The 19,696-nt window shown below is 70.5% G+C and carries 20 protein-coding genes; 15 read left to right on the top strand and 5 right to left on the bottom strand.

Going from position 1 to position 19,696, the window contains the following annotated elements; all coding sequences use genetic code 11:
• Window positions 1-84 precede the first annotated feature (84 nt).
• Together AB0J52_RS02540 and AB0J52_RS02535 are read right to left on the bottom strand one after the other, a co-directional pair.
• Window positions 85-615, bottom strand: a complete 531-nt coding sequence (locus AB0J52_RS02540) for a hypothetical protein (RefSeq protein ID WP_500179786.1) — start codon at window positions 613-615, stop codon at window positions 85-87.
• A gap of 369 nt (window positions 616-984) precedes the next feature.
• Window positions 985-1,467, bottom strand: a complete 483-nt coding sequence (locus tag AB0J52_RS02535; protein ID WP_500179785.1) for a hypothetical protein — start codon at window positions 1,465-1,467, stop codon at window positions 985-987.
• Between the two features lie 353 nt (window positions 1,468-1,820).
• Here AB0J52_RS02535 and AB0J52_RS02530 point away from each other — a divergent pair, with 353 nt between their 5' ends.
• From AB0J52_RS02530 to AB0J52_RS02465, 14 genes are all read left to right on the top strand, one after another.
• Window positions 1,821-2,840, top strand: a complete 1,020-nt coding sequence (locus tag AB0J52_RS02530; protein WP_500179783.1) for a DUF2207 domain-containing protein — start codon at window positions 1,821-1,823, stop codon at window positions 2,838-2,840.
• Between the two features lie 122 nt (window positions 2,841-2,962).
• On the top strand, window positions 2,963-4,210 hold the full coding sequence (locus tag AB0J52_RS02525) for a glycosyltransferase family 4 protein (protein ID WP_500179781.1): 1,248 nt from the start codon (window positions 2,963-2,965) through the stop codon (window positions 4,208-4,210).
• 267 nt (window positions 4,211-4,477) lie between these two features.
• Window positions 4,478-4,945, top strand: a complete 468-nt coding sequence (locus AB0J52_RS02520) for a Cg1360 family ATP-synthase-associated protein (protein WP_500179780.1) — start codon at window positions 4,478-4,480, stop codon at window positions 4,943-4,945.
• Between the two features lie 81 nt (window positions 4,946-5,026).
• Window positions 5,027-5,287, top strand: a complete 261-nt coding sequence (locus AB0J52_RS02515; RefSeq protein ID WP_500179779.1) for an AtpZ/AtpI family protein — start codon at window positions 5,027-5,029, stop codon at window positions 5,285-5,287.
• 136 nt (window positions 5,288-5,423) lie between these two features.
• Window positions 5,424-6,233, top strand: coding sequence for a F0F1 ATP synthase subunit A (gene atpB / locus AB0J52_RS02510; RefSeq protein ID WP_500179778.1), 810 nt, complete (start codon window positions 5,424-5,426; stop codon window positions 6,231-6,233).
• A gap of 71 nt (window positions 6,234-6,304) precedes the next feature.
• Window positions 6,305-6,553 (top strand): ATP synthase F0 subunit C, encoded by a 249-nt coding sequence (atpE, locus tag AB0J52_RS02505; RefSeq protein WP_500179777.1) that lies wholly within the window; start codon window positions 6,305-6,307, stop codon window positions 6,551-6,553.
• Between the two features lie 41 nt (window positions 6,554-6,594).
• Window positions 6,595-7,131, top strand: a complete 537-nt coding sequence (locus AB0J52_RS02500; RefSeq protein ID WP_500179776.1) for a F0F1 ATP synthase subunit B — start codon at window positions 6,595-6,597, stop codon at window positions 7,129-7,131.
• A complete protein-coding gene (locus tag AB0J52_RS02495; RefSeq protein ID WP_500179775.1) occupies window positions 7,128-7,946 on the top strand; it encodes a F0F1 ATP synthase subunit delta in 819 nt (272 codons plus the stop codon). Before AB0J52_RS02500 ends, AB0J52_RS02495 begins: the two co-directional genes overlap by 4 nt.
• Before the next feature lie 90 nt (window positions 7,947-8,036).
• On the top strand, window positions 8,037-9,671 hold the full coding sequence (atpA, locus tag AB0J52_RS02490) for a F0F1 ATP synthase subunit alpha (protein WP_500179774.1): 1,635 nt from the start codon (window positions 8,037-8,039) through the stop codon (window positions 9,669-9,671).
• A gap of 4 nt (window positions 9,672-9,675) precedes the next feature.
• The gene (locus AB0J52_RS02485) at window positions 9,676-10,575 is read left to right on the top strand and encodes a F0F1 ATP synthase subunit gamma (protein WP_500179773.1); all 900 of its coding nucleotides are present in this window, start codon (window positions 9,676-9,678) and stop codon (window positions 10,573-10,575) included.
• A 4-nt stretch (window positions 10,576-10,579) separates the two neighbouring features.
• On the top strand, window positions 10,580-12,013 hold the full coding sequence (gene atpD, locus AB0J52_RS02480; protein ID WP_500179772.1) for a F0F1 ATP synthase subunit beta: 1,434 nt from the start codon (window positions 10,580-10,582) through the stop codon (window positions 12,011-12,013).
• Window positions 12,014-12,088: 75 nt separating this feature from the next.
• Window positions 12,089-12,481, top strand: coding sequence for a F0F1 ATP synthase subunit epsilon (locus AB0J52_RS02475; RefSeq protein WP_500179771.1), 393 nt, complete (start codon window positions 12,089-12,091; stop codon window positions 12,479-12,481).
• 9 nt (window positions 12,482-12,490) lie between these two features.
• Window positions 12,491-13,048, top strand: coding sequence for a DUF2550 domain-containing protein (locus AB0J52_RS02470; protein WP_500179770.1), 558 nt, complete (start codon window positions 12,491-12,493; stop codon window positions 13,046-13,048).
• A 150-nt stretch (window positions 13,049-13,198) separates the two neighbouring features.
• A complete protein-coding gene (locus AB0J52_RS02465; protein ID WP_500179769.1) occupies window positions 13,199-14,701 on the top strand; it encodes a M28 family peptidase in 1,503 nt (500 codons plus the stop codon).
• A gap of 160 nt (window positions 14,702-14,861) precedes the next feature.
• Here AB0J52_RS02465 and AB0J52_RS02460 read toward each other — a convergent pair whose 3' ends face one another.
• Complete coding sequence (locus AB0J52_RS02460) at window positions 14,862-15,584, bottom strand: DUF4097 family beta strand repeat-containing protein (RefSeq protein WP_500179768.1); 723 nt, start codon at window positions 15,582-15,584, stop codon at window positions 14,862-14,864.
• Window positions 15,585-15,711: 127 nt separating this feature from the next.
• The gene (locus AB0J52_RS02455) at window positions 15,712-16,353 is read right to left on the bottom strand and encodes a cob(I)yrinic acid a,c-diamide adenosyltransferase (RefSeq protein ID WP_500179767.1); all 642 of its coding nucleotides are present in this window, start codon (window positions 16,351-16,353) and stop codon (window positions 15,712-15,714) included.
• Window positions 16,354-16,443: 90 nt separating this feature from the next.
• On the opposite strand from AB0J52_RS02455, the gene AB0J52_RS02450 reads away from it, so the two are divergent.
• Window positions 16,444-18,036, top strand: coding sequence for a GMC family oxidoreductase (locus tag AB0J52_RS02450; RefSeq protein ID WP_500179766.1), 1,593 nt, complete (start codon window positions 16,444-16,446; stop codon window positions 18,034-18,036).
• A gap of 486 nt (window positions 18,037-18,522) precedes the next feature.
• Here AB0J52_RS02450 and AB0J52_RS02445 read toward each other — a convergent pair.
• Window positions 18,523-19,696, bottom strand: a 1,174-nt coding sequence (locus AB0J52_RS02445) for a DHA2 family efflux MFS transporter permease subunit (protein WP_500179765.1), incomplete at its 5' end; no start/stop codon positions are given.

The raw sequence follows: 19,696 nt of genomic DNA, 5'->3' as shown, positions 1-19,696 counted from the left end.
CGCAGCCGCTGCGGCGAAGCCCCCGTCGTCATTGCCGTCTACCGATCAGACCCGCCGGCCGTCAGCGCGGCGGGCCGAGGGAGATCAGTAGAAGACCCGCCACGAGCCCGCGTGCGAAATGTGGAAGCCCCGGCTGGTCGGGTAGCCCTCGCACTCGCGCATGGCCAGCTTGCCGACGTTCCACGACTGGATGGCGCGGTGCACGGCGGGCGCCCCCTTGCCACGGGTGGTGTAGATGACCTTGTCCTCGGTCTTGAAGTTCTGTCCCCGGGCCGCATAGAACTTGATCTCCATGCAGGAGTAGAGACCCTTCTTGTTGTCGCGGACGTAGCCGTCCACCACGCGGGTCTTGTAGTACTTGCCGCGGTACTTGGCCTTGCCGTACCAGTAGTAGCCCCAGGCCGTGGTCGCTCCCAGGTTGGAGTACTTGAGGGTGAAGGCCACCTTGCCCTGGGCCTGGACCTCGCCCTTGACGAGGGCCGGCGCCGAGGCGGCCGGCACGGCGCCGGAGCCCTTGAGGGTGCCGCCCTCGTCGGCGAAGGCGTTGCCGCCGGTCGCCATCAGTCCGGCCACGAGCGCGCCGGAAGTGATCGCCACAGTGGCGATGCGTCGCATGGATCCTCCATTTATGGGGGGATTTCGAATGAAGATCGCCGCAACCGTAGCAGGCTCTCCAGCCTCTTTTCAGGGACCATTCGTGACGCAGAGCGATGTTGCGAAAGGGTGGAACCGGACGGCTTCGGACGACGTCCAACCCCCTTCGAGACACCTCCGAAACCGGTCCGCGCGCCGAGGTTCGCATGTGCTGAGCTGCGGAAACATGGTGCGCAAAAAAATGCCCGTTCGCGATGTGGTCTTCACCACACTCTCGGCGGAAGGCTGGATTCGGTCCCGGAGAAGAGAGGGCTCGCCTTTCCCCTCGAAATGGCGAATGGCCGGGCGGTCAGGCCGCCCGGCCATTCAGATGATCTTGCTAGCGAAGGCTCAGTAGAGCTTCTTCCACGGGCCGAACGCGACCTTCTTCGCGTTCGTCGTGGCGACGCCGGCCTCGCGCACGTAGAGGTGCGGAGCGGACGTGAGGCTGTAGACGCCGTAGGAGCGCTTGAACTTCATGTCCGCCGGCGAGTGGTTGTACGTGAAGTAGTAGACGTTGGAGAGCCGCGCGGGCTTGGTGATCTTCGTGGCGAACTGCACGGCCGGGGACCAGCCGTTGCGCTTGCCGTCGGCGAGCGAGAACTTCACCTTCACGCCACGGCCGGAGCGGGTGTAGTACCCGTCCACCTTGATGGTGCTCCAGCCGTTCTTCGTCACGAAGTACTTGGCGCCCTGCGCCTGCACGCCGGCGGTCGCGGCGGGCAGCTTGTTGGACTGCTTGAAGCCCTGGTCGGCGTTGGCGGCGCCGGCGCTGACCAGCAGGCCGGCGGCGAGCGCGCCGGTGGTGATCGCCACGGTAGCGATACGTCGCATATGTTCCTCCATCTTGTGAATGAGGGGGGTGCGAGCGGATGAAAGATCGCAACCGTAGCAAGATCGGGACCTCCGGACCGTGGACTTTTACGCGTTAGGTCCGAGTTGTCGCCGGGGATTCGCCGGGCGTGGGCACGCCCGGTGACCGATGCGAAGGGCGTCCCACCTGCGGGAACGCTGAGGATGGCCCGTCCGGGGGATCCGCGTGGTGGACGGACGCGTCCGATCGGACGAGTGGCGGCCGCCACTCCGCCTGACGACCACGTGGAGTGGTCGCCGGATTCGCAGAGTAATCGGTTTGATGTACCGACTCGTCGCGGTTGCCGGTGCGAGCATGGAACGCGGAGTTGGCGATGGGGGGCGAGGTGCTTGGGCGGGGCCGGGGGGCGGTGGTCGCGGGCGTCCTCGCGCTCGTGCTGCTCCTGCTGTCCGGCGCGCCCGCGCGGGCGCGCGAAGCCCAGGGGACGGCCGGGGGCGGGTCGATCCCGACCTACGACGTCGCGATGACCATCCGGCGGGACGGCGTGGTGGATGTCCGCGAGACGATCACCTACGACTTCGGGGCCGAGGGCGGGCACGGGTTCACGCGGCGGGTGCCGTACCGGCGCGGGGAGCGGATCTTCGACATCCGCGACCTGCGGACCAGCTCGTCCACCGGGGCCCCGGCGCGGGCGCGTGTCCGCACGCTGCCGCATGATCTCCAGATCATCGTCGGGGACGCCCGGCACACCGTGCGCGGGTGGCAGGCGTACGTGATCGAGTACGACCTCGGGCGGGCGTTCGCGCCGCTGCCGGACGGCCGGTGGGAGCTGGACTGGGACGCGATCGGCACCACCTGGGACGTCCCGATCGCCAACGCCGCCGTCCGGGTGGAGTCGCCCGGCCCGCGCTGGAAGGCGTCCTGCCGGGCCGGGCGCGGGGACGCGACGGTGCCGTGCCAGCGCGACCGGGACGGCCCCTACGCCGTGGACTTCCTCCAGACCGGGCTGGCCCCGCATGAGGGCATGACCGTCCGGGTACGGCTAGCCGGGAACGTGATCAGTCCGGAATCACCCCGGTATGTCCGGCCCTACTGGGACGGCGGCTGGGCCGGGACCGGCCTGCTGGCCCTGGCGGTGGGCCTGCTGCCGTGGCTGCTACGGCGTCCCGGGCCCGCCGGATCGGCCTGGTCCGCCCGGCGCGCTCTGACCGGAAGGATCATGCTGGTCACGGGGGTTCTGGCGGTCCTCACCGACGCCGCCGCCGACGTCGACCGGTACGGGATGTGGGCGGTGTCGCTGGGGGACCTGACCATGGCCGGGGCGGCCCTGGGCCTCGCCGGGACGGCGGCGGTGTGCGGCCAATGTGCGCCATGCGACGGACGGGAGGAATAGAGTTGGGCCGGAACACCACCAGCGTGAACGGCACGGAACCATTCGGTGTCCGCCGTACGTAGGAAATGCCGTGGGGCCGTCCGGCCCCGCCGGGGAACGAGGCCGAGGGGAGGCGCGGGGCGTTGCGGGAGTACCTGCTCACCATCCTCGTCGCCGCCCTCGTGACCTACCTGATCACCCCGGCGGTCCGCCGGTTCGCGGTCTGGTTCGGGGCGCAGGCCGTGCCGCGCGACCGGGACGTGCACGTCATCCCGACGCCGCGGCTGGGCGGCCTGGCGATGTTCGTCGGCATGGTCGGGGCGCTGATCGTCGCGTCCGGGCTGCCGAAGATGCGGCAGGTGCTCGCCGAGGGCGACGTCAACGTGGGCCGCGCCCTGCTGCTCGCGGGCGGGCTGATCGTGCTGCTCGGCATCGCCGACGACCGCTGGGAGGTCGACCCGCTCACCAAGTTCGCCGGGCAGGTCGCCGCCGCGGGGATCTTCATCATGCAGGGCATCCAGCTGTACGTGCTGCCCCTGCCGAGCGGTGAGCCGCTGTCGCTGCCGCCCGCCTACGGCGTCCCGCTGACCGTGCTGGTCGTGGTCGCGACGATCAACGCGGTGAACTTCATCGACGGCCTGGACGGCCTGGCCGCGGGCGTCGTCGGCATCGCCTCGCTGGCCCTGTTCTCCTACGCCTACCTGCTGTCGCACGCCAAGGGCATCACGACGCTGAGCGGTCCGACGCTGACCGCCGCCGTGCTGGTCGGGATCTGCGCGGGCTTCCTGCCGCACAACTTCAACCCGGCCCGGATCTTCATGGGCGACACCGGCTCGATGCTGATCGGGCTGCTGCTGTCCGGCTCGACGATCATGCTGACCGGCCAGTTCGACCCGGCCATCATCGGCACCTACCGGCTGTTCCCGCTGTACGTGCCGCTGCTGCTGGTGCCGCTGGTCGCGGCCGTCCCGTTCGTCGACATGCTGCTCGCGGTCTGGCGCCGCACCAGCGACGGGCGCTCGCCGTTCAGCCCCGACAAGCTCCACCTGCACCACCGGCTGCTGGAGCTCGGCCACTCGGTCCGCCGCGCGGTGCTGATCATGTACTTCTGGGTCGGGCTGCTGGCCGGCGGGCTGATGGGGATGGCCATCACCAGCAACCTGCTGCTGGTGGGCACGGCCACGTTCACCGTCGCGGTCGGCGGCGTGGTGCTGATGATCGCACTGCCCCGGCTGGCCGGCCGCCGCATCGCCTCCGAGCCCGTCCCGCCGACCGCCGTCACCGCCTCCGCGGTCGCGGCGGAAGTGTCGATGCCGGGCGTCTCCGCAGCTCAGGGCGGTGCGACGGACTTCCCCGACGGCGGTACCGGCAAGCACCGCCAGCACATCTGACCGGCCGTCCGGACGGCCCGAGCACGGTTCGGCTGCTCCTAGACTGGCGCCGTCGCCGCACCCGCGCGGCGGGCGGGCCGGCACCCCCGGCGTGCCCACGGCGTTCCGCGGAATCCCCACGTTCACCTGAGCTACAGTCCGTGGTGCACAGGTAACGTTAGGGGAGCGTCCATTCATTACTTTCAAGGTAATTGTGGACGTTCTGGACGCTTGTGATACCTTTCACTAACAAGAGCCGACCACTGAAAGTGACCGCTCGGAGCCCACATGCATACTTCCGACGCCCGGATGCTGCGCGGCGCAGCGATCCCCTCGGCGGCAGCCGGGGTCCTCGCCATCGCCATCGCGGCACTGCTCGCCGGCGCCAAGGGCGCCATCGGCGCGGGGCTCGGCACGGTCACGGTCCTGGTCTTCTTCTCCGTCAGCGTCGTCGCGGTCAGCTACGCCTCGCGGATCTCGCCGCAGATGATGTTCGCGGCGGCCGTGTTCAGCTACATCGGCAAGCTGCTGGTCATGCTGGCGCTGATCGCCGCCTTCAGCGACGCCACCGCGTGGAACCCCCGCGCGTTCGCGTTCACCGTCGTCGCCCTGACCCTGGTCTGGCTCGGCGCCGAGATCCGCACGACGCTGAAGGCCAAGCAGCTCTACGTCGACCCCGCCCCGTCCGGGAACGACTCCGCGACGCGGGACGCGTCCGAGCGGGACGCCGCCACTCCGGCCGACCGGAGCCCGTGATGCGCGCTCGGATGATCATGGCGGGATTGGACTACTCCAATATGACCACCGGGGGGGTGGCCTGCTATGGTCCGTCCTGCGATGAGCGAGGAGGAGCACCGGCCCGATCCGCAGGAATCCGAGGAATCGGAACAGGATCGAATCGATTCGGAGCACCGAGGCTTCGCCAACGCCGCCTGGTCGATCCCGAGCTACATCTTGAGCGGGATGGCGGTGTACGGAGGCCTCGGCTGGCTGCTGGACCGCTGGCTGGGCACCTCGGCGCTGCTCCCCATCGGAATCCTGGTGGGCCTTGCTCTCGCGCTCTACCTGGTCTTCCACCGCTACGGGCGAACGAGCTGACGCGAGAGCAGACGCGCGACGCGCCCGCAGCCGGGAAGCCCTACGCCGACTTTGGAACGCCGCCGCTGCCCCCGGGCAGGCAGCCGACGAAGAAACACCGACTGACTTGCCGAGTCACTGACGAAGGGACTGCCGCGTGAGCGCGCCGCACCTCCTCGCCTCCGGCAGTGGAGACGAGTTCGAGGCACCCGGCCTCGAGATCTTCCACTGGGGCCCGCTGTTCCCCGACGGTCCCTCGTGGCTGCACTGGCTCACCAAGCCCACCCTGATCGTCGGGCTCTGCGCCATCCTGGTGACCGTCTTCGCGTGGCGCGCGTTCGCCGGCGCGAAGCTGGTGCCGCGGGGCGTGCAGAACGTCGGCGAGGTCGCCTACCTGTTCGTCCGCGACCAGGTGGCCCGCCCGATGCTGGGCAAGGACGGCGACCGGTGGATGCCGTTCCTGTTCTCCACCTTCTTCTTCATCCTGTTCATGAACTGGATGGGCGTCGTCCCGGTTCTGTACCTGCCGGTGAACTCGCACATCGCGTTCCCGATCGTGTTCGCGATCGCGGTGTACCTGATGATGCTCTTCCTGGGCATCAAGCACCAGGGCGTGGTGGGCTACTTCAAGAACATCATGTTCCCGCCCGGCCTGCCCAAGCCGCTGTACGTGATCCTCGCGCCGATCGAGCTCCTCTCGAACCTGATCCTGCGCCCGTTCACGCACTCGGTCCGACTGTTCGCGAACATGTTCGCCGGTCACCTCCTGCTCGCCTTCTTCGCCTCGGTCGCCTACTGGTTCCTGGTGGAGAAGCTCACCGTCCTGGGCGCCGGGGTCGGCATCGTCGGCTTCGCCATGACGATCGTGATGACGGCCTTCGAGCTGTTCATCCAGGCCCTCCAGGCGTTCATCTTCACGCTGCTCGCCGCCAGCTACATCCAGAGCGGTCTGCACGCGGACCACTGATCTGAACCACCCGCAACCAAGCAACCCTCCGGTGGGGCGGCCCCGCCGGTCGAGTGAAAAGGAAAGAGCACATGCTCGCTGAAGCCGTCAACGTCCTCGCCGCCACTGACTCCGTCAGCGGTAGCCTCGGCTCCGTGGCGTACGGTCTCGCGGCCATCGGCCCGGGCATCGGCGTGGGCATCATCTTCGGTCAGGGTGTGCAGGCCATCGCCCGCCAGCCGGAGCTGACCAACGTCATCCGCCAGAACATGCTGCTGGGCTTCGCCCTCACCGAGGCGCTCGCCCTCATCGGTTTCGTTGTGCCGTTCGTGCACAAGTAAAAACCGTCCTTCCATAACTTGAATCGGAAGGTGGGAACTAGATGATTCTGGCTTCGGAAAACCCTCTGGTCCCGGAAGCCTCTGAGCTGATCTTCGGCACGATCGCGTTCCTCGTCGTGCTGTTCCTGGTCGGCTGGAAGCTGGTTCCGCAGATCCAGAAGACCCTCGCCGAGCGGACCGACGCGATCGAGGGCGGACTCAAGCGCGCCGAGGCCGCGCAGGACGAGGCCAAGGAGACGCTGGAGCAGTACCGCGCCCAGCTCGCCGAGGCCCGCAAGGAGGCCGCCCGGCTTCGCGAGGAGGCTCGCGAGGAGGGCGCCGCCATCAAGGCCGAGATCACCGAGCAGGCGCAGGCCGACGCCCGGCGGAGCGTCGAGTCGGCGCACGCCCAGATCGAGGCCGACCGCCAGCAGGCGCTGCAGTCGCTGCGCGCCGAGATCGGCACCCTGTCGATCGCGCTGGCCGGCAAGGTCGTCGGCGAGTCCCTCGAGGACAGCGCCCGGCAGAGCCGCGTCGTCGACCGGTTCCTCGAGGAGCTCGAGGGGCGCGCGAGCACGCGGGAGCAGATCACATCATGACCATGACGGGAGCGGTGAGCAGGGCGTCGCTGGCGACGGCCCAGGAGCGGCTGGAGGCGGTCGTGCCGTCCGCCGACCTGAGCCGGCTCGGCGCGGACCTGTTCGCGGTGCTGAACCTGCTCGACCGCGAGCACGGCCTGCGGCGGGCGGTCTCCGACCCGTCCCGGGACGGCGCGGACAAGGCGCAGCTCGTGCAGGTCCTGCTCGAGGGCAAGGTCTCGCCGGCCGCTCTCGGGCTGGTCGCCGACGTCGTGCGGATGAAGTGGTCCAAGCCCTCGGAGCTGTCGGACGCGGTGGAGACCCTCGGGGTCACCGCCGAGGCCGCCCGCGCCGAGGCCGACGGCCGCATCGACGACCTGGAGGACGAGCTGTTCCGGTTCTCCCGGGTGGTGGAGGGCGACCCCGCGCTGCGCGGGGCGCTGTCGTCGCCCGGGCTGCCGGCGGAGCGCAAGGCGGGCCTGCTCGACGCGCTGATCGGCGACAAGGTCACCGCCGCGACGCTCGAGCTGGTCACCGAGCTCGTGCTGCGTCCGCGGGGACGTAGCCTGGAGAGCGGACTGGCCGAGTACGGCCGCCTCGTCGCCAAGCGGCGGCAGCGGCTGGTCGCGCTGGTGCGCACTCCGGTGGAGCTCTCGGCCGCCCAGCGTGACCGGCTCGCCGCCGTGCTCGCCACGGCCTACGGCCACCAAGTACACCTCAACATCGAAATCGACCCGAGCGCGATCGGCGGCCTGTCGGTCCAGATCGGGGACGAGATCATCGACGGCACGATCGCCGGACGGCTGGACGACGTCCGCCGGCGGCTCGCGAGCTGACGAGCTACGGCTCGCGCCGCTCCGTACGCACCACGCGCACGACGAGCCACCGACGAGCCACCTGAGCCCCAAGGGAGCAAGAGAGGAATCATGGCGGAGCTGACGATCCGTCCGGATGAGATCCGGAACGCGCTGGAGCGCTTCGTCCAGTCGTACGAGCCCGAGGCCGCCGCGCGCGAAGAGGTCGGCACCGTCGTCGATTCCGGCGACGGCATCGCGCACGTCGAGGGCCTGCCCTCCGCGATGGCCAACGAACTCCTGGAGTTCGAGGACGGCACGCGCGGACTGGCTCTGAACCTGGACGTCCGTGAGATCGGCGCCATCGTCCTGGGTGACTCCAGCAAGATCGAGGAGGGCCAGAAGGTCCGCCGCACCGGCGAGGTTCTCTCCGCGCCGGTGGGCGACGGCTTCCTCGGCCGCGTCGTGGACGCGCTGGGCAACCCGATCGACGGCAAGGGCCCGATCGAGGCGACCGAGCGCCGTGCGCTGGAGCTGCAGGCCCCGACCGTCGTTCAGCGGCAGTCGGTCAAGGAGCCGCTGCAGACCGGCATCAAGGCCATCGACTCGATGACCCCGATCGGTCGCGGCCAGCGGCAGCTGATCATCGGTGACCGGCAGACCGGCAAGACCACGGTCTGCATCGACACCATCCTGAACCAGAAGGAAGCCTGGGAGTCGGGCGACGAGAACAAGCAGGTCCGCTGCATCTACGTCGCCGTCGGCCAGAAGGGCTCCACGATCGCCAACGTGCGCCGCACCCTCGAGGAAGCGGGCGCGCTGGAGTACACCACGATCGTGGCCGCCCCGGCGTCCGAGCCGGCCGGTTACAAGTACATCGCGCCGTACACCGGTTCCGCGATCGGCCAGCACTGGATGTACCAGGGCAAGCACGTCCTGATCGTGTTCGACGACCTGTCGAAGCAGGCCGAGGCGTACCGCGCCGTGTCCCTGCTGCTGCGCCGTCCGCCGGGCCGCGAGGCCTACCCGGGTGACGTCTTCTACCTGCACTCGCGTCTGCTCGAGCGCTGCGCGAAGCTGTCGGACGACCTGGGCGGCGGCTCGATGACCGGTCTGCCGATCATCGAGACCAAGGGCAACGACGTCTCGGCGTTCATCCCGACCAACGTCATCTCCATCACCGACGGCCAGTGCTTCCTGGAGACCGACCTGTTCAACCAGGGCGTCCGGCCCGCGGTGAACGTCGGTATCTCGGTCTCCCGAGTCGGCGGCTCCGCCCAGATCAAGGGCATGCGGAAGGTCGCCGGCACGCTGCGCCTGGCGCTCTCCCAGTTCCGTGACCTGGAGGCGTTCGCGGCGTTCGCGTCCGACCTGGACGCGGCCTCCCGCGCCCAGCTGGAGCGCGGCGCCCGCCTGGTCGAGCTGCTGAAGCAGCCGCAGGGCTCGCCGTTCCCGGTCGAGAAGCAGGTCGTCTCGGTGTGGGCGGGCACGTCCGGCGAGCTGGACGACGTTCCGGTGGAGGACATCCGCCGGTTCGAGGCCGACTTCCTGGACCACCTGGAGCGCCAGCACGGCGGCATGCTCACCGCGATCCGCGAGACGGGCCAGCTCTCCGACGACGGCCTCACCACCCTGAAGGACGCCATCACGGAGTTCAAGAAGGGGTTCGAGACCAGCTCGGGCGGGCTGCTCGGCGACGAGTCCGCCGAGCCGATCGCGGACGAGGCCGTCGAGCAGGAGACGATCAAGCGCGTCAAGAAGGGCTGACGCAATGGCCCAGATCCGTCAACTGCGGCAGCAGATCCGGTCGGTGAAGTCCACCGCGAAGATCACGCGCGCCCAGGAGATGATCGCGACGTCGCGCATCGTGAAGGCGCAGGCGGCGGTGGCGGCCTCCAAGCCGTACGCCGACCAGATCGTCCGCGCCCTCACCGCGCTGGTCAGCCACAACGTCGGGATCGACCACCCGCTGCTCAGCGAGCAGCCGGAGGACGCGCGCACGGCCGTTCTGATCATCACCAGCGACCGCGGCTTCGCGGGCGGCTACAACGCCAACGTGATCCGCGAGGCCGAGTCCCTGATCGCCAAGCTGCGGGCCGAGGGCAAGCGCCCGGTCCCGTACGTCGTCGGCAACAAGGGCGTCACCTGGTACCGGTTCCGGAACCGGGAGCTCGGCGCGCAGTGGACCGGGTTCAGCGACCGGCCGTCGTTCGCCGACGCCGAGGGCATCGGCCGGCGGCTGGCGGCGGACTTCCTGAAGACCGACGCCGAGGGCGGGGTCGGTGAGATCCACGTGGTCTACACCGAGTTCGTCTCGATGCTGACCCAGGCGGTCCAGGTCCGGCGGCTGATCCCGCTGGAGATCGAGGACACCACGGCGGACGACGGCGGCACGCCCCCGGCGTACGAGTTCGAGCCGACCGCCGCGGACGTGCTGGACCTGCTGCTGCCGAACTACATCGAGAGCCGCATCTTCCACATGATGCTGCAGTCGGCCGCGTCCGAGCACGCGGCGCGGCGGCGCGCGATGAAGTCGGCGACCGACAATGCCAACGAACTGATCGGGGTCTACACGCGCCAGATGAACCAGGTGCGGCAGGCCGCGATCACCCAGGAAATCAGCGAGATCGTCGGTGGCGCTGACGCGCTCGCCGATTCTGGCGGGGAGTGAGAGAGTGACCGCACAGGTAGAGGAGACGACGACGGCCACCGGCCGCGTCGCCCGGGTCATCGGCCCGGTCGTCGACGTGGAGTTCCCCGCCGACGCCATTCCGGGCATCAACAACGCGCTGCACACCGAGATCACCCTCGGCGGCGAGACCAAGAAGCTGACCTTCGAGGTCGCCCAGCAGCTCGGCGACAACATGGTCCGCGCGGTCTCGATGCAGCCGACCGACGGCCTGGTCCGCGGCGCGGCCGTGGTGGACACCGGCGCGGCCATCTCGGTGCCCGTCGGTGACGTCACCAAGGGCCACGTGTGGAACGCGCTGGGGGAGACCCTGGACGTCCCGACCGCGTCGCTGGAGGTCACCGAGCGGTGGGAGATCCACCGCAAGCCCCCGGCGTTCGACCAGCTCGAGTCGCGCACCGAGATGCTGGAGACCGGCATCAAGGTCATCGACCTGCTGTCCCCGTACGTCAAGGGCGGCAAGATCGGCCTGTTCGGCGGCGCGGGTGTGGGCAAGACCGTCCTCATCCAGGAGATGATCCGGCGCGTCGCGCGCAACTTCGGCGGCACCTCGGTGTTCGCCGGCGTGGGTGAGCGCACCCGTGAGGGCAACGACCTCTGGGTCGAGATGGACGAGGCGGACGTCCTCAAGGACACCGCCCTGGTCTTCGGCCAGATGGACGAGCCGCCGGGCACGCGTATGCGCGTCGCCCTGTCGGGTCTGACGATGGCGGAGTACTTCCGGGACGTCCAGAAGCAGGACGTGATGTTGTTCATCGACAACATCTTCCGCTTCACGCAGGCCGGTTCCGAGGTCTCCACGCTGCTCGGCCGCATGCCGTCCGCGGTGGGCTACCAGCCCACGCTGGCGGACGAGATGGGCGAGCTGCAGGAGCGCATCACCTCGACGCGCGGCCACTCGATCACCTCGATGCAGGCGATCTACGTCCCCGCGGACGACATCACCGACCCGGCGCCGCACACCACGTTCGCGCACCTCGACGCGCGGACCGTGCTCTCGCGCGGCATCTCCGAGAAGGGCATCTTCCCGGCGGTGGACCCGCTGGACTCGTCCTCCCGGATCATGGACCCGCAGATCCTGGGCGCGGAGCACTACGCCGTCGCGCAGGAGGTCATCCGGATCCTGCAGAAGTACAAGGAACTCCAGGACATCATCGCGATCCTCGGTATCGACGAGCTGTCCGAGGAGGACAAGGTCACCGTCCAGCGGGCGCGGCGCATCGAGCGCTTCCTGTCGCACCCGATGTACGTGGCCGAGCAGTTCACCGGCCAGCCCGGTGTCACCGTGCCGAAGGACGAGACGATCGCCTCGTTCAAGGCGCTCTGCGAGGGCAAGTACGACCACATCCCCGAGCAGGCGTTCTTCATGTGCGGCGGCATCGAGGACGTCGAGAAGAAGGCCAAGGAGCTGGAGAAGTAGTCCGCTCCGCCGGGCCGCGCCCTCCGCACGGGGGCGCGGCCCGGCGGTCCGCTCCAGTTTTCGGAGGAATGATTCGTGGCAACCCTGAAGGTCGGGCTGGTCTCACCGGAGCGTGAGGTCTGGTCCGGCGAGGCCAAGATGGTGGTCGCCCAGACCATCGAGGGCCAGCTCGGCATCATGCCGGGCCACGCCCCGGTGCTGGGCGTCCTGCTGGACGGCAGCGTGGTGAAGATCGAGCCGGCCGACGGCGGCGAGTGGGTCAGCGCCATGGTCGGCAGCGGGTTCTTCTCGATCGCCGACAACGAGGTGTCGGTCCTCGCGGAGCAGGCCGAGCTCGGCTCCGAGGTGGACGTCGCCGACGCCCGCCGGGCGCTGGACGAGGCGCTCACGGCGGCGGGGGCGGACCAGGGCGGTACGGCCGAGCGCCGGGCCCGGGCCCGGCTGCGCGCGGCGGGCGCGGAAGCCTAGCCGACGGCGTTGGGCGGACACCTGGCTCTGGACGCGGGCACGGTGCTCGCCGCCGTCGTCGTGCTGGTCGCGCTGGTGTTCGGCGTGCTGACGCTGCGGCGGTGGCTGTTCGTGCGGGCGGGCGGGACCGTCGAGTGTTCGCTGCGCGTGCTGCGCGCGGAGAGCCCGGCGGGCCCGGACGGCGCGCGCGACGCGGCGGGCGGTGAAGGCGGTCCGAACGGCGAAGGCCGCGCTGCGGGCGGAAAAGGCTCGGCGGGCGCGGACGGTCCGTGGCGGCTCGGTTTCGGGCGGTACAAGGGCGACGTGCTCCAGTGGCACCGTGTGTTCGGTTTCAGGCGCAGGCCCCGGCAGGTGATTCACCGCCGGGGCCTCGTCGTCGCCGGACGCCGCGTCCCGCAGGGCGAGGAGGCGGCCGGGCTGCTCCCGGACGTGACGATCATCGAGGTCCGGGACGGCGGGCGGCGGCTGGAGCTGGCGATGGGCGCCGCGGCGCTGACCGGCTTCCTGGCGTGGCTGGAGGCCGCGCCGCCGGGGTCCCCGGTGGATCCGCCGGTGCGGGATTCCTGACCCCGGGTGGAGGGTTCGCGACCCTCCCCGAGTGGAGAAGTTTTCGAGGGAGATTTCACCTCGGTCAAATTATTGTTGCCACACTTGTCGCACTTGCCCGGTTATGACCATGATCTTGGCACCCCTGTCCGTCCCCCCTCGGGAGTCCAAGTGCGCAAGTTCGCCATCGGCGCCGCGGCGGCCCTCGCCGCCACCGGTCTCGTGGTGCCGTCCGCCAACGCGGCCCCTGCCTCGCCCGACCTCGCGAAGCTGGTCACCGCCAAGGACATCAAGCGGCACCTGAAGAACCTGCAGACGATCGCCGACTACAACGGCGGCAACCGGGCCGCGGGCCAGGCCGGCTTCACCGTCTCGACCAAGTACGTGGTCAGCGAGCTGAAGAAGGCCGGCTACAAGCCCACCGTCCAGAACTTCGACTTCGACTACTTCCAGGAGAAGTCCCCGGCCGTGTTCGGCCAGACCGCCCCGGGCAAGGTCGACTACAAGGTCGGCTCCGACTTCTCCACCTACCAGTACTCCGGCTCGGGCGACGTGACGGCCGCCGCCGCCGCGGTGGACACCCCGGCCCCCAACACCGACGGCGACTCCGGCTGCCAGACCGCCGACTTCGCGTCCTTCCCCAAGGGCGCGATCGCGCTGATCCAGCGCGGCGGCTGCGACTTCGCGGTGAAGGCCGCCAACGCCCAGGCCGCCGGCGCGGTCGCGGTCGTCATCTACCAGAAGCCGACCGTCGCGGACAGCCCGGTCGGCGGCACCCTCGGCGGCCCGGCCACCCTCCCGGTCATCGGCCCGACCTACAAGGTCGGCTCCGAGCTGGTGAAGCTCGCCAACGCGGGCGGCCTCAAGCTGCACGTCAAGACCGACACGCTGAACGAGAAGCGCACCGCGAACAACGTGATCGCGGAGACGAAGTACGGCCGCGCCGACAACGTCGTGGTCGTCGGCGCGCACCTCGACAGCGTCGAGGCGGGCCCCGGCATCAACGACAACGGCTCGGGCACCTCGACCATCCTGGCGATCGCCCAGAAGGTCTCCAAGCTCGGCAAGAAGGGGATCCGCAACAAGGTCCGCTTCGCCTGGTGGGGCGCGGAGGAGGAGGGCCTGCTCGGCTCCGAGCACTACGTGGCCTCGCTGTCCGCGGCCGAGAAGACGAAGATCGCGCTCAACCTGAACTTCGACATGACCGCGTCCCCGAACGGCGTGCGCGGCGTCTACAACGGCTCGGACCCGACGGCCCCGCACGGCTCGGCCGCGATCCAGAAGACGCTGAACGACTACTACGCCAAGCGGAAGCTGCCGACCGTCCCGAGCGACTTCAACGGCCGCTCCGACTACGGGCCCTTCCTGGAGGCGGGCATCCCGGCCGGCGGCATCGACACCGGCGCCGAGGGCATCAAGACGGCCGCGGAGGCCAAGCTCTTCGGCGGCAAGGCGGGCCAGCCGTATGACGCCTGCTACCACGCCAAGTGCGACCGCCTCACCAACATCAACTGGAACCTGCTCGACACCAACGCCGACGGCGTCGCGTTCGCCGTGCAGACCTTCGCCAAGAGCACCCTGCCGGTGAACGGCGAGGCGCTCCGCACGGGCCGCGCGTACGCCAAGCCGCTCCCGACCGCCCCGCTGTACCGCGGCGGTCACCTCGTCCGCTGACCTGACCTGACCGGGACTCCGGCTCCGCGTCCCCGCCACCGGGTGGAGGGGACGCGGACCGGAAGCCCGGGTCCGGAGGTCCCTGCCTTCGTGAGCGGCCCTGGTTTTCAAGCCCGGTCCCCGGCGCGCACCGAGCGCCGGAGGCCGGGCTTTCGGGTTCTCAGGCGGCGGTGAGGCTGACGTCGCCGGTGTCGGTGTGGGCCTTGATGGTGTGGGACGCGTTCGGGGCCGTGGGGACGTCGACCTTCTTGCTGCCGGTGTTGGTGTCGACGTTCACGGCGTACTGCTGCTTCCCCGGAACCGCGATCCTGATCTGGCCCGTGTTGGCGTTGGCGGTGATCCCCGCGGGGGCGGTCGCCAGGGTGAGGCGGATGCTGCCGGTGTCGGCGCGGGCGCTGATCCGCGCGGACGAGGGGGGCCGCAGGGCCGTCCCGGTGATGCTGCCGGTGTTGGTCCGGGCGGTGATCTGGGCGTTGACGCCGGTCACCTTGATGTGGCCGGTGTCGGTGCGCAGGTCGGCGGCGACCGTCCGGGGGACCGTGACGCGGTAGTCCACCTCGCACGTGTGCCCGGTGAGGGAGAAGGAGTTCGGGCAGGAGTAGGACGCCTCCAGCCTGCCGTCCACGACCTGGTGCCGGACGGACGGGCGGCCGTTCTTGGTGAAGCGCAGCCGCTCGGTGACGCTGACGGCCGTGACGTCCGCGCCGACGACCTCGACACTGCCGGTCCGGCCGACGATCTGGAGGTCCTTCACCCGCGGCACCGAGTAGGTGTGCTGCTCCTTCTGGACGTCGGCGCCGCTGATGCTCGCGCCGCACGCCGACAGCGGCAGGACGGCCAGCAGCGCGGCGGTCGCGGTGAGGGACTTCACGGGCAGGCTCATTCGCCACGTCTTTCGTCTGGAGGGGCGGACCCCTCAAGTCTCCCGGAGCGGGAGGCCGGGCGCGAGGTGGCGAACTGGAGGGCCGGGGGTGGAGTTAACCCCACCCCCACCTCGGCGTACGGTCGGGTCAGCGCTCGCCGCCCGGCTTCCACAGGACGTCGCCGTGCTCGGCGTTCGCCACCCGGCACAGGATGAACAGCAGGTCGGACAGCCGGTTGAGGTACTTGGCGGTGAGCGGGTTCACGCCGTTCTCGGCCGCGCCCTCCACCGGACGGCCCGACTCGTCCAGCGGGGCCGGTCCGTGCGCCTCGATCGCGGCCCACGCGGTGCGCTCGGCGCGGCGGGTGACGGTGCGGGCGACGTGCAGCAGCGCCGCGCCGGGCGTCCCGCCGGGGAGGATGAAGCTGCGCAGCGGCGCGAGGTCGGCGTTGAACTCGTCGCAGACGGCCTCCAGGCCGTCGACGTAGGACGCGGCCACGCGCAGCGGCGGGTACTCCGGGTCGGAGACGACCGGCGCGCAGAGGTCGGCGCCGACGTCGAACAGGTCGTTCTGCACGCGGGTGAGCGCCGCGACGACGTCCTCGCGCAGGCCGCCCATGGTGATCGCGACGCCGATCGCGGCGTTCGCCTCGTCCACGTCGGCGTAGGCGGCCAGCCGCGGGTCGGTCTTGCTGGTGCGGGACATGTCGCCGAGCGCGGTGGTGCCGTCGTCGCCCGTCCGGGTGTAGATGCGCGACAGCACGACGGGGGTCTCCCTGTTCTTCGCCATGCCGCCGAGCCTATCCACCGGGGCACCGAGTCTGGTTCTGTAGGTTCTCACTTACCTTGCCTGCTCTGACCCCCTTGCGCGGAGGCGGCTGTGACGTACGACCACATCATCGTTGGCGCCGGGAGCGCGGGCTGCGTGCTCGCGCACCGGCTGAGCGAGGACCCGGGCACCCGGGTGCTGCTGCTGGAGGCCGGGCCGCCGGACGACGCCGTGGAGATCCACATCCCGGCGGCGGTGGCGTCGCTGATCAAGGGCCCCTACGACTGGGACTACACGACCGTCCCGCAGGAGAACGCGGACGGGCGCGGCGTGTACTGGCCGCGCGGCCGGACGCTCGGCGGCTCGTCGTCCACCAACGCGATGATCTACATCCGCGGGCACCGGTACGACTACGACACCTGGCGCGACTCCCACGGCTGCGCCGGCTGGGGCTACGCCGACCTGCTGCCCTACTTCCGGCGGTCCGAGGACCAGGCGCGCGGCGAGTCGGAGTTCCACGGCGTCGGCGGCCCGCTGCACGTGGAGGACCGCCGGTACACGCACCCGCTGTCGCACGCCTGGGTGAGGTCGGCGCGGGCGGCCGGGCTGGCGGAGAACCGCGACTTCAACGGCGCGGAGCCGGACGGTGTCGGCTACTACCAGGTGACGCACAAGCAGGGGCGGCGATGGTCCACGGCGGCCGGGTACCTGCGTCCGGCCCTGGAGCGTCCGAACCTGACCGTCGTGACGGACGCGCTGGTCACACGGCTCGTCATCGAGGACGGCCGGGCCGTCGGCGTGACCTACGAGGTGCGCGGCGAGACGGTCACGGTGCGCGCGGAGGGCGAGGTGCTGCTGTCCGGCGGGGCGGTGAACAGCCCGCAGCTGCTCATGCTGTCCGGCATCGGCCCGGCCGACCACCTGCGGGAACACGACATCGACGTGGTCGTGGACGCGCCGGTCGGCCAGGGGCTGCAGGACCACCCGTTCGTGAACGTCATGTTCGCGACGCCGCGCGTGAAGGCGTTGTTCGAGCTGCCGAGCCCGCTGAAGTTCGCGCAGTGGCAGGCGTTCGGGCGGGGGCCCTACGCGTCCAACGTGGCCGAGGCGGGCGGGTTCGCGCGGACCGTGGACGGCCTGCCCGCGCCCGACCTGCAGTACCACGTGCTGCCCACGCCGTTCGTGAAGCAGGGATTGGTCGAGTCGTCGCAGCGGCTGCTGTCGGTGTTCGCCACGGCCGTCGCGGTCGAGAGCCGCGGCGCGCTCACGCTGCGGTCGGCGTCGCCGTACGCCAAGCCGCTGATCGACCCGGCCTACCTGGCGGCCAAGGCGGACCTGGACATCCTGGTCGCGGGCGTCCGGCAGGCCCGCGAGATCGCCGCGACGGGGCCGCTGGCGTCGCTGGTGGCGGGGGAGTACGCGCCCGGCGAGCAGGCCGTGTCGGATGAGGACATCGAGGCGTACGTCCGGCGCGAGGTCGCGACGCTGTTCCACCCGACGAGCACGTGCGCGATGGGCGGGGACGAGTCGTCGGTGTGCGATCCGGAACTGCGCGTGCGGGGGATCGAGGGACTGCGGGTGGTGGACGCGTCGGTCATGCCGTCCGTGCCGCGCGGGAACACCAACGCGCCGACGATCGCGATCGCGGAGCGCGCCGCGGACCTGATCCGCGGGCGTGAGCCGCTCGCCGCCGCGACCGTGTGAAAAGGGAGAGGCCCTCGCCACCGGACGGTGGTGAGGGCCTCTTGTCGTCGGTACAGGCGTCCTGTTCAGGGGGCGCCGGCCGATTGGCCGCGGCGGTCACCGCTGACGCGCCTTCTCCTTGGCCTTCGCCGCGCGCTTGTTGGCCTTGGCCTCCGAGCGCCACGTCGCTACGCGCTGGTTGGCGATGCCCTGGGTGAACGAGTGGTGCAACATCTTCGGTCTCCTCTTCTTCGCCGGCAGGTCCCTGCCGACATCTATAGATTCGCCCTAAGACCCCGGGGTCCACATGGGGATGACGCCTTATTCGGACGGCCTAGGAGAGGCTTAGTGCGCGCCGCGACTCATCCGATGAGTCCTAGGCCCGGCCTAGGACCGCCGTCACAGCCGTCCTACCTGGGCGGGGCGCGGCCGTGAGCACATCCGGCCGCACCCCCTCCAAGCAGCCCGCCGTCACATGGCATCAGGGTTTCGCCACCGGGCGGACGGTCAGGAGACCTGAGCCTCCGTCGCGCGCTCGGCCCGCGGATTCGCGGATGGCGGCGCGGGCCGTCCGGGAAGCAGGACGGTGATCGCGGCGGCGGCGAGCAACCCGCCCGCGAGCAGCCAGACGCCGTGGTGGACGCCGGGGACCGCGCCGTCCGACCGCTGCATGATGACCGCGACCGCGGCGATCCCGAGCGACCCGCCGAGCTGGTTCAGCATGTACAGCGCCGAACTGCCCTGCGCCACGAGTTCGGGCGGCAGCGTCCGGTAGAGCGCGCCCATCGTCGGCGCGGCCATGAGGCCCATGCCGATCCCGGCGGCGAACGCCGCGAGCCCGCTCCACACCTCCGGCGTCCGCGCGCCGAGCCACGCCATGGGGACGATGGCCGCGACGGCGAGCAGCGCTCCGCAGCGGGCCGGCGCACGCGACCCCACGCGGTCGGAGAGCCGTCCGGCGAACGGCATGGCCAGCGAGGCGCCGAGTCCGACCGGTGCGATCAGCAGGCCCGCGACGCGCGCGCCGTGCCCGTGGGCCTGCTGGTAGTAGAGCGGCAGCAGGAACAGCATTCCGAAGGTCACCAGGCCCGACAGCGACATGATGGCGACGCTGGCGCTGAACGCCGAGCGGGTGAAGAGCCGCAGGTCGAGCAGGGGAGGAGTGCGCCGGACGGTCAGCGCGCGCACGCCGTAGCCCCCGAGCAGCACGGCGCCGGCCGCGAACGGGACCCAGGCGTCGGCGCGGTCCGGCCCGGCGACGCGCGACAGTCCGAGCAGGACGGCCGCGAACCCCGGGCCGAGCAGGACGAGACCGGGCAGGTCGAGGCGCCGGGCGTCGGCGTCCGGTTCGTCGCGCGGGACCACGCGCAGCGCGAGGAGGAACGCCACCGCGCCGATCGGCAGGTTGATCAGGAACATCCAGCGCCAGCCGAGGCCGTCCAGGACCAGGCCGCCGGCGGCGGGCCCGATCACCGGCCCGAGCGACAGCACCACGCCCATGATCCCCATGACCCGTCCGGCCCGCGCGGGCCCCGCGCCGCGCGCCAGGATCACCATGACCAGCGGGTCCAGGATGCCCGCGCCCACCCCCTGCACGATCCGGAACGCCACGAGCTGCGCCAGGTTCCCGGCGGCCGCGCAGGCCAGTGACCCGGCGACGAACAGCACGAGGCCGACGAGC

Source organism: Spirillospora sp. NPDC049652 (genome assembly GCF_040675125.1).
Lineage (GTDB): Bacteria > Actinomycetota > Actinomycetes > Streptosporangiales > Streptosporangiaceae > Spirillospora.
Note: the sequence above shows the minus strand (reverse complement) of the source record. Positions and strands in the feature narration are given on the sequence as shown.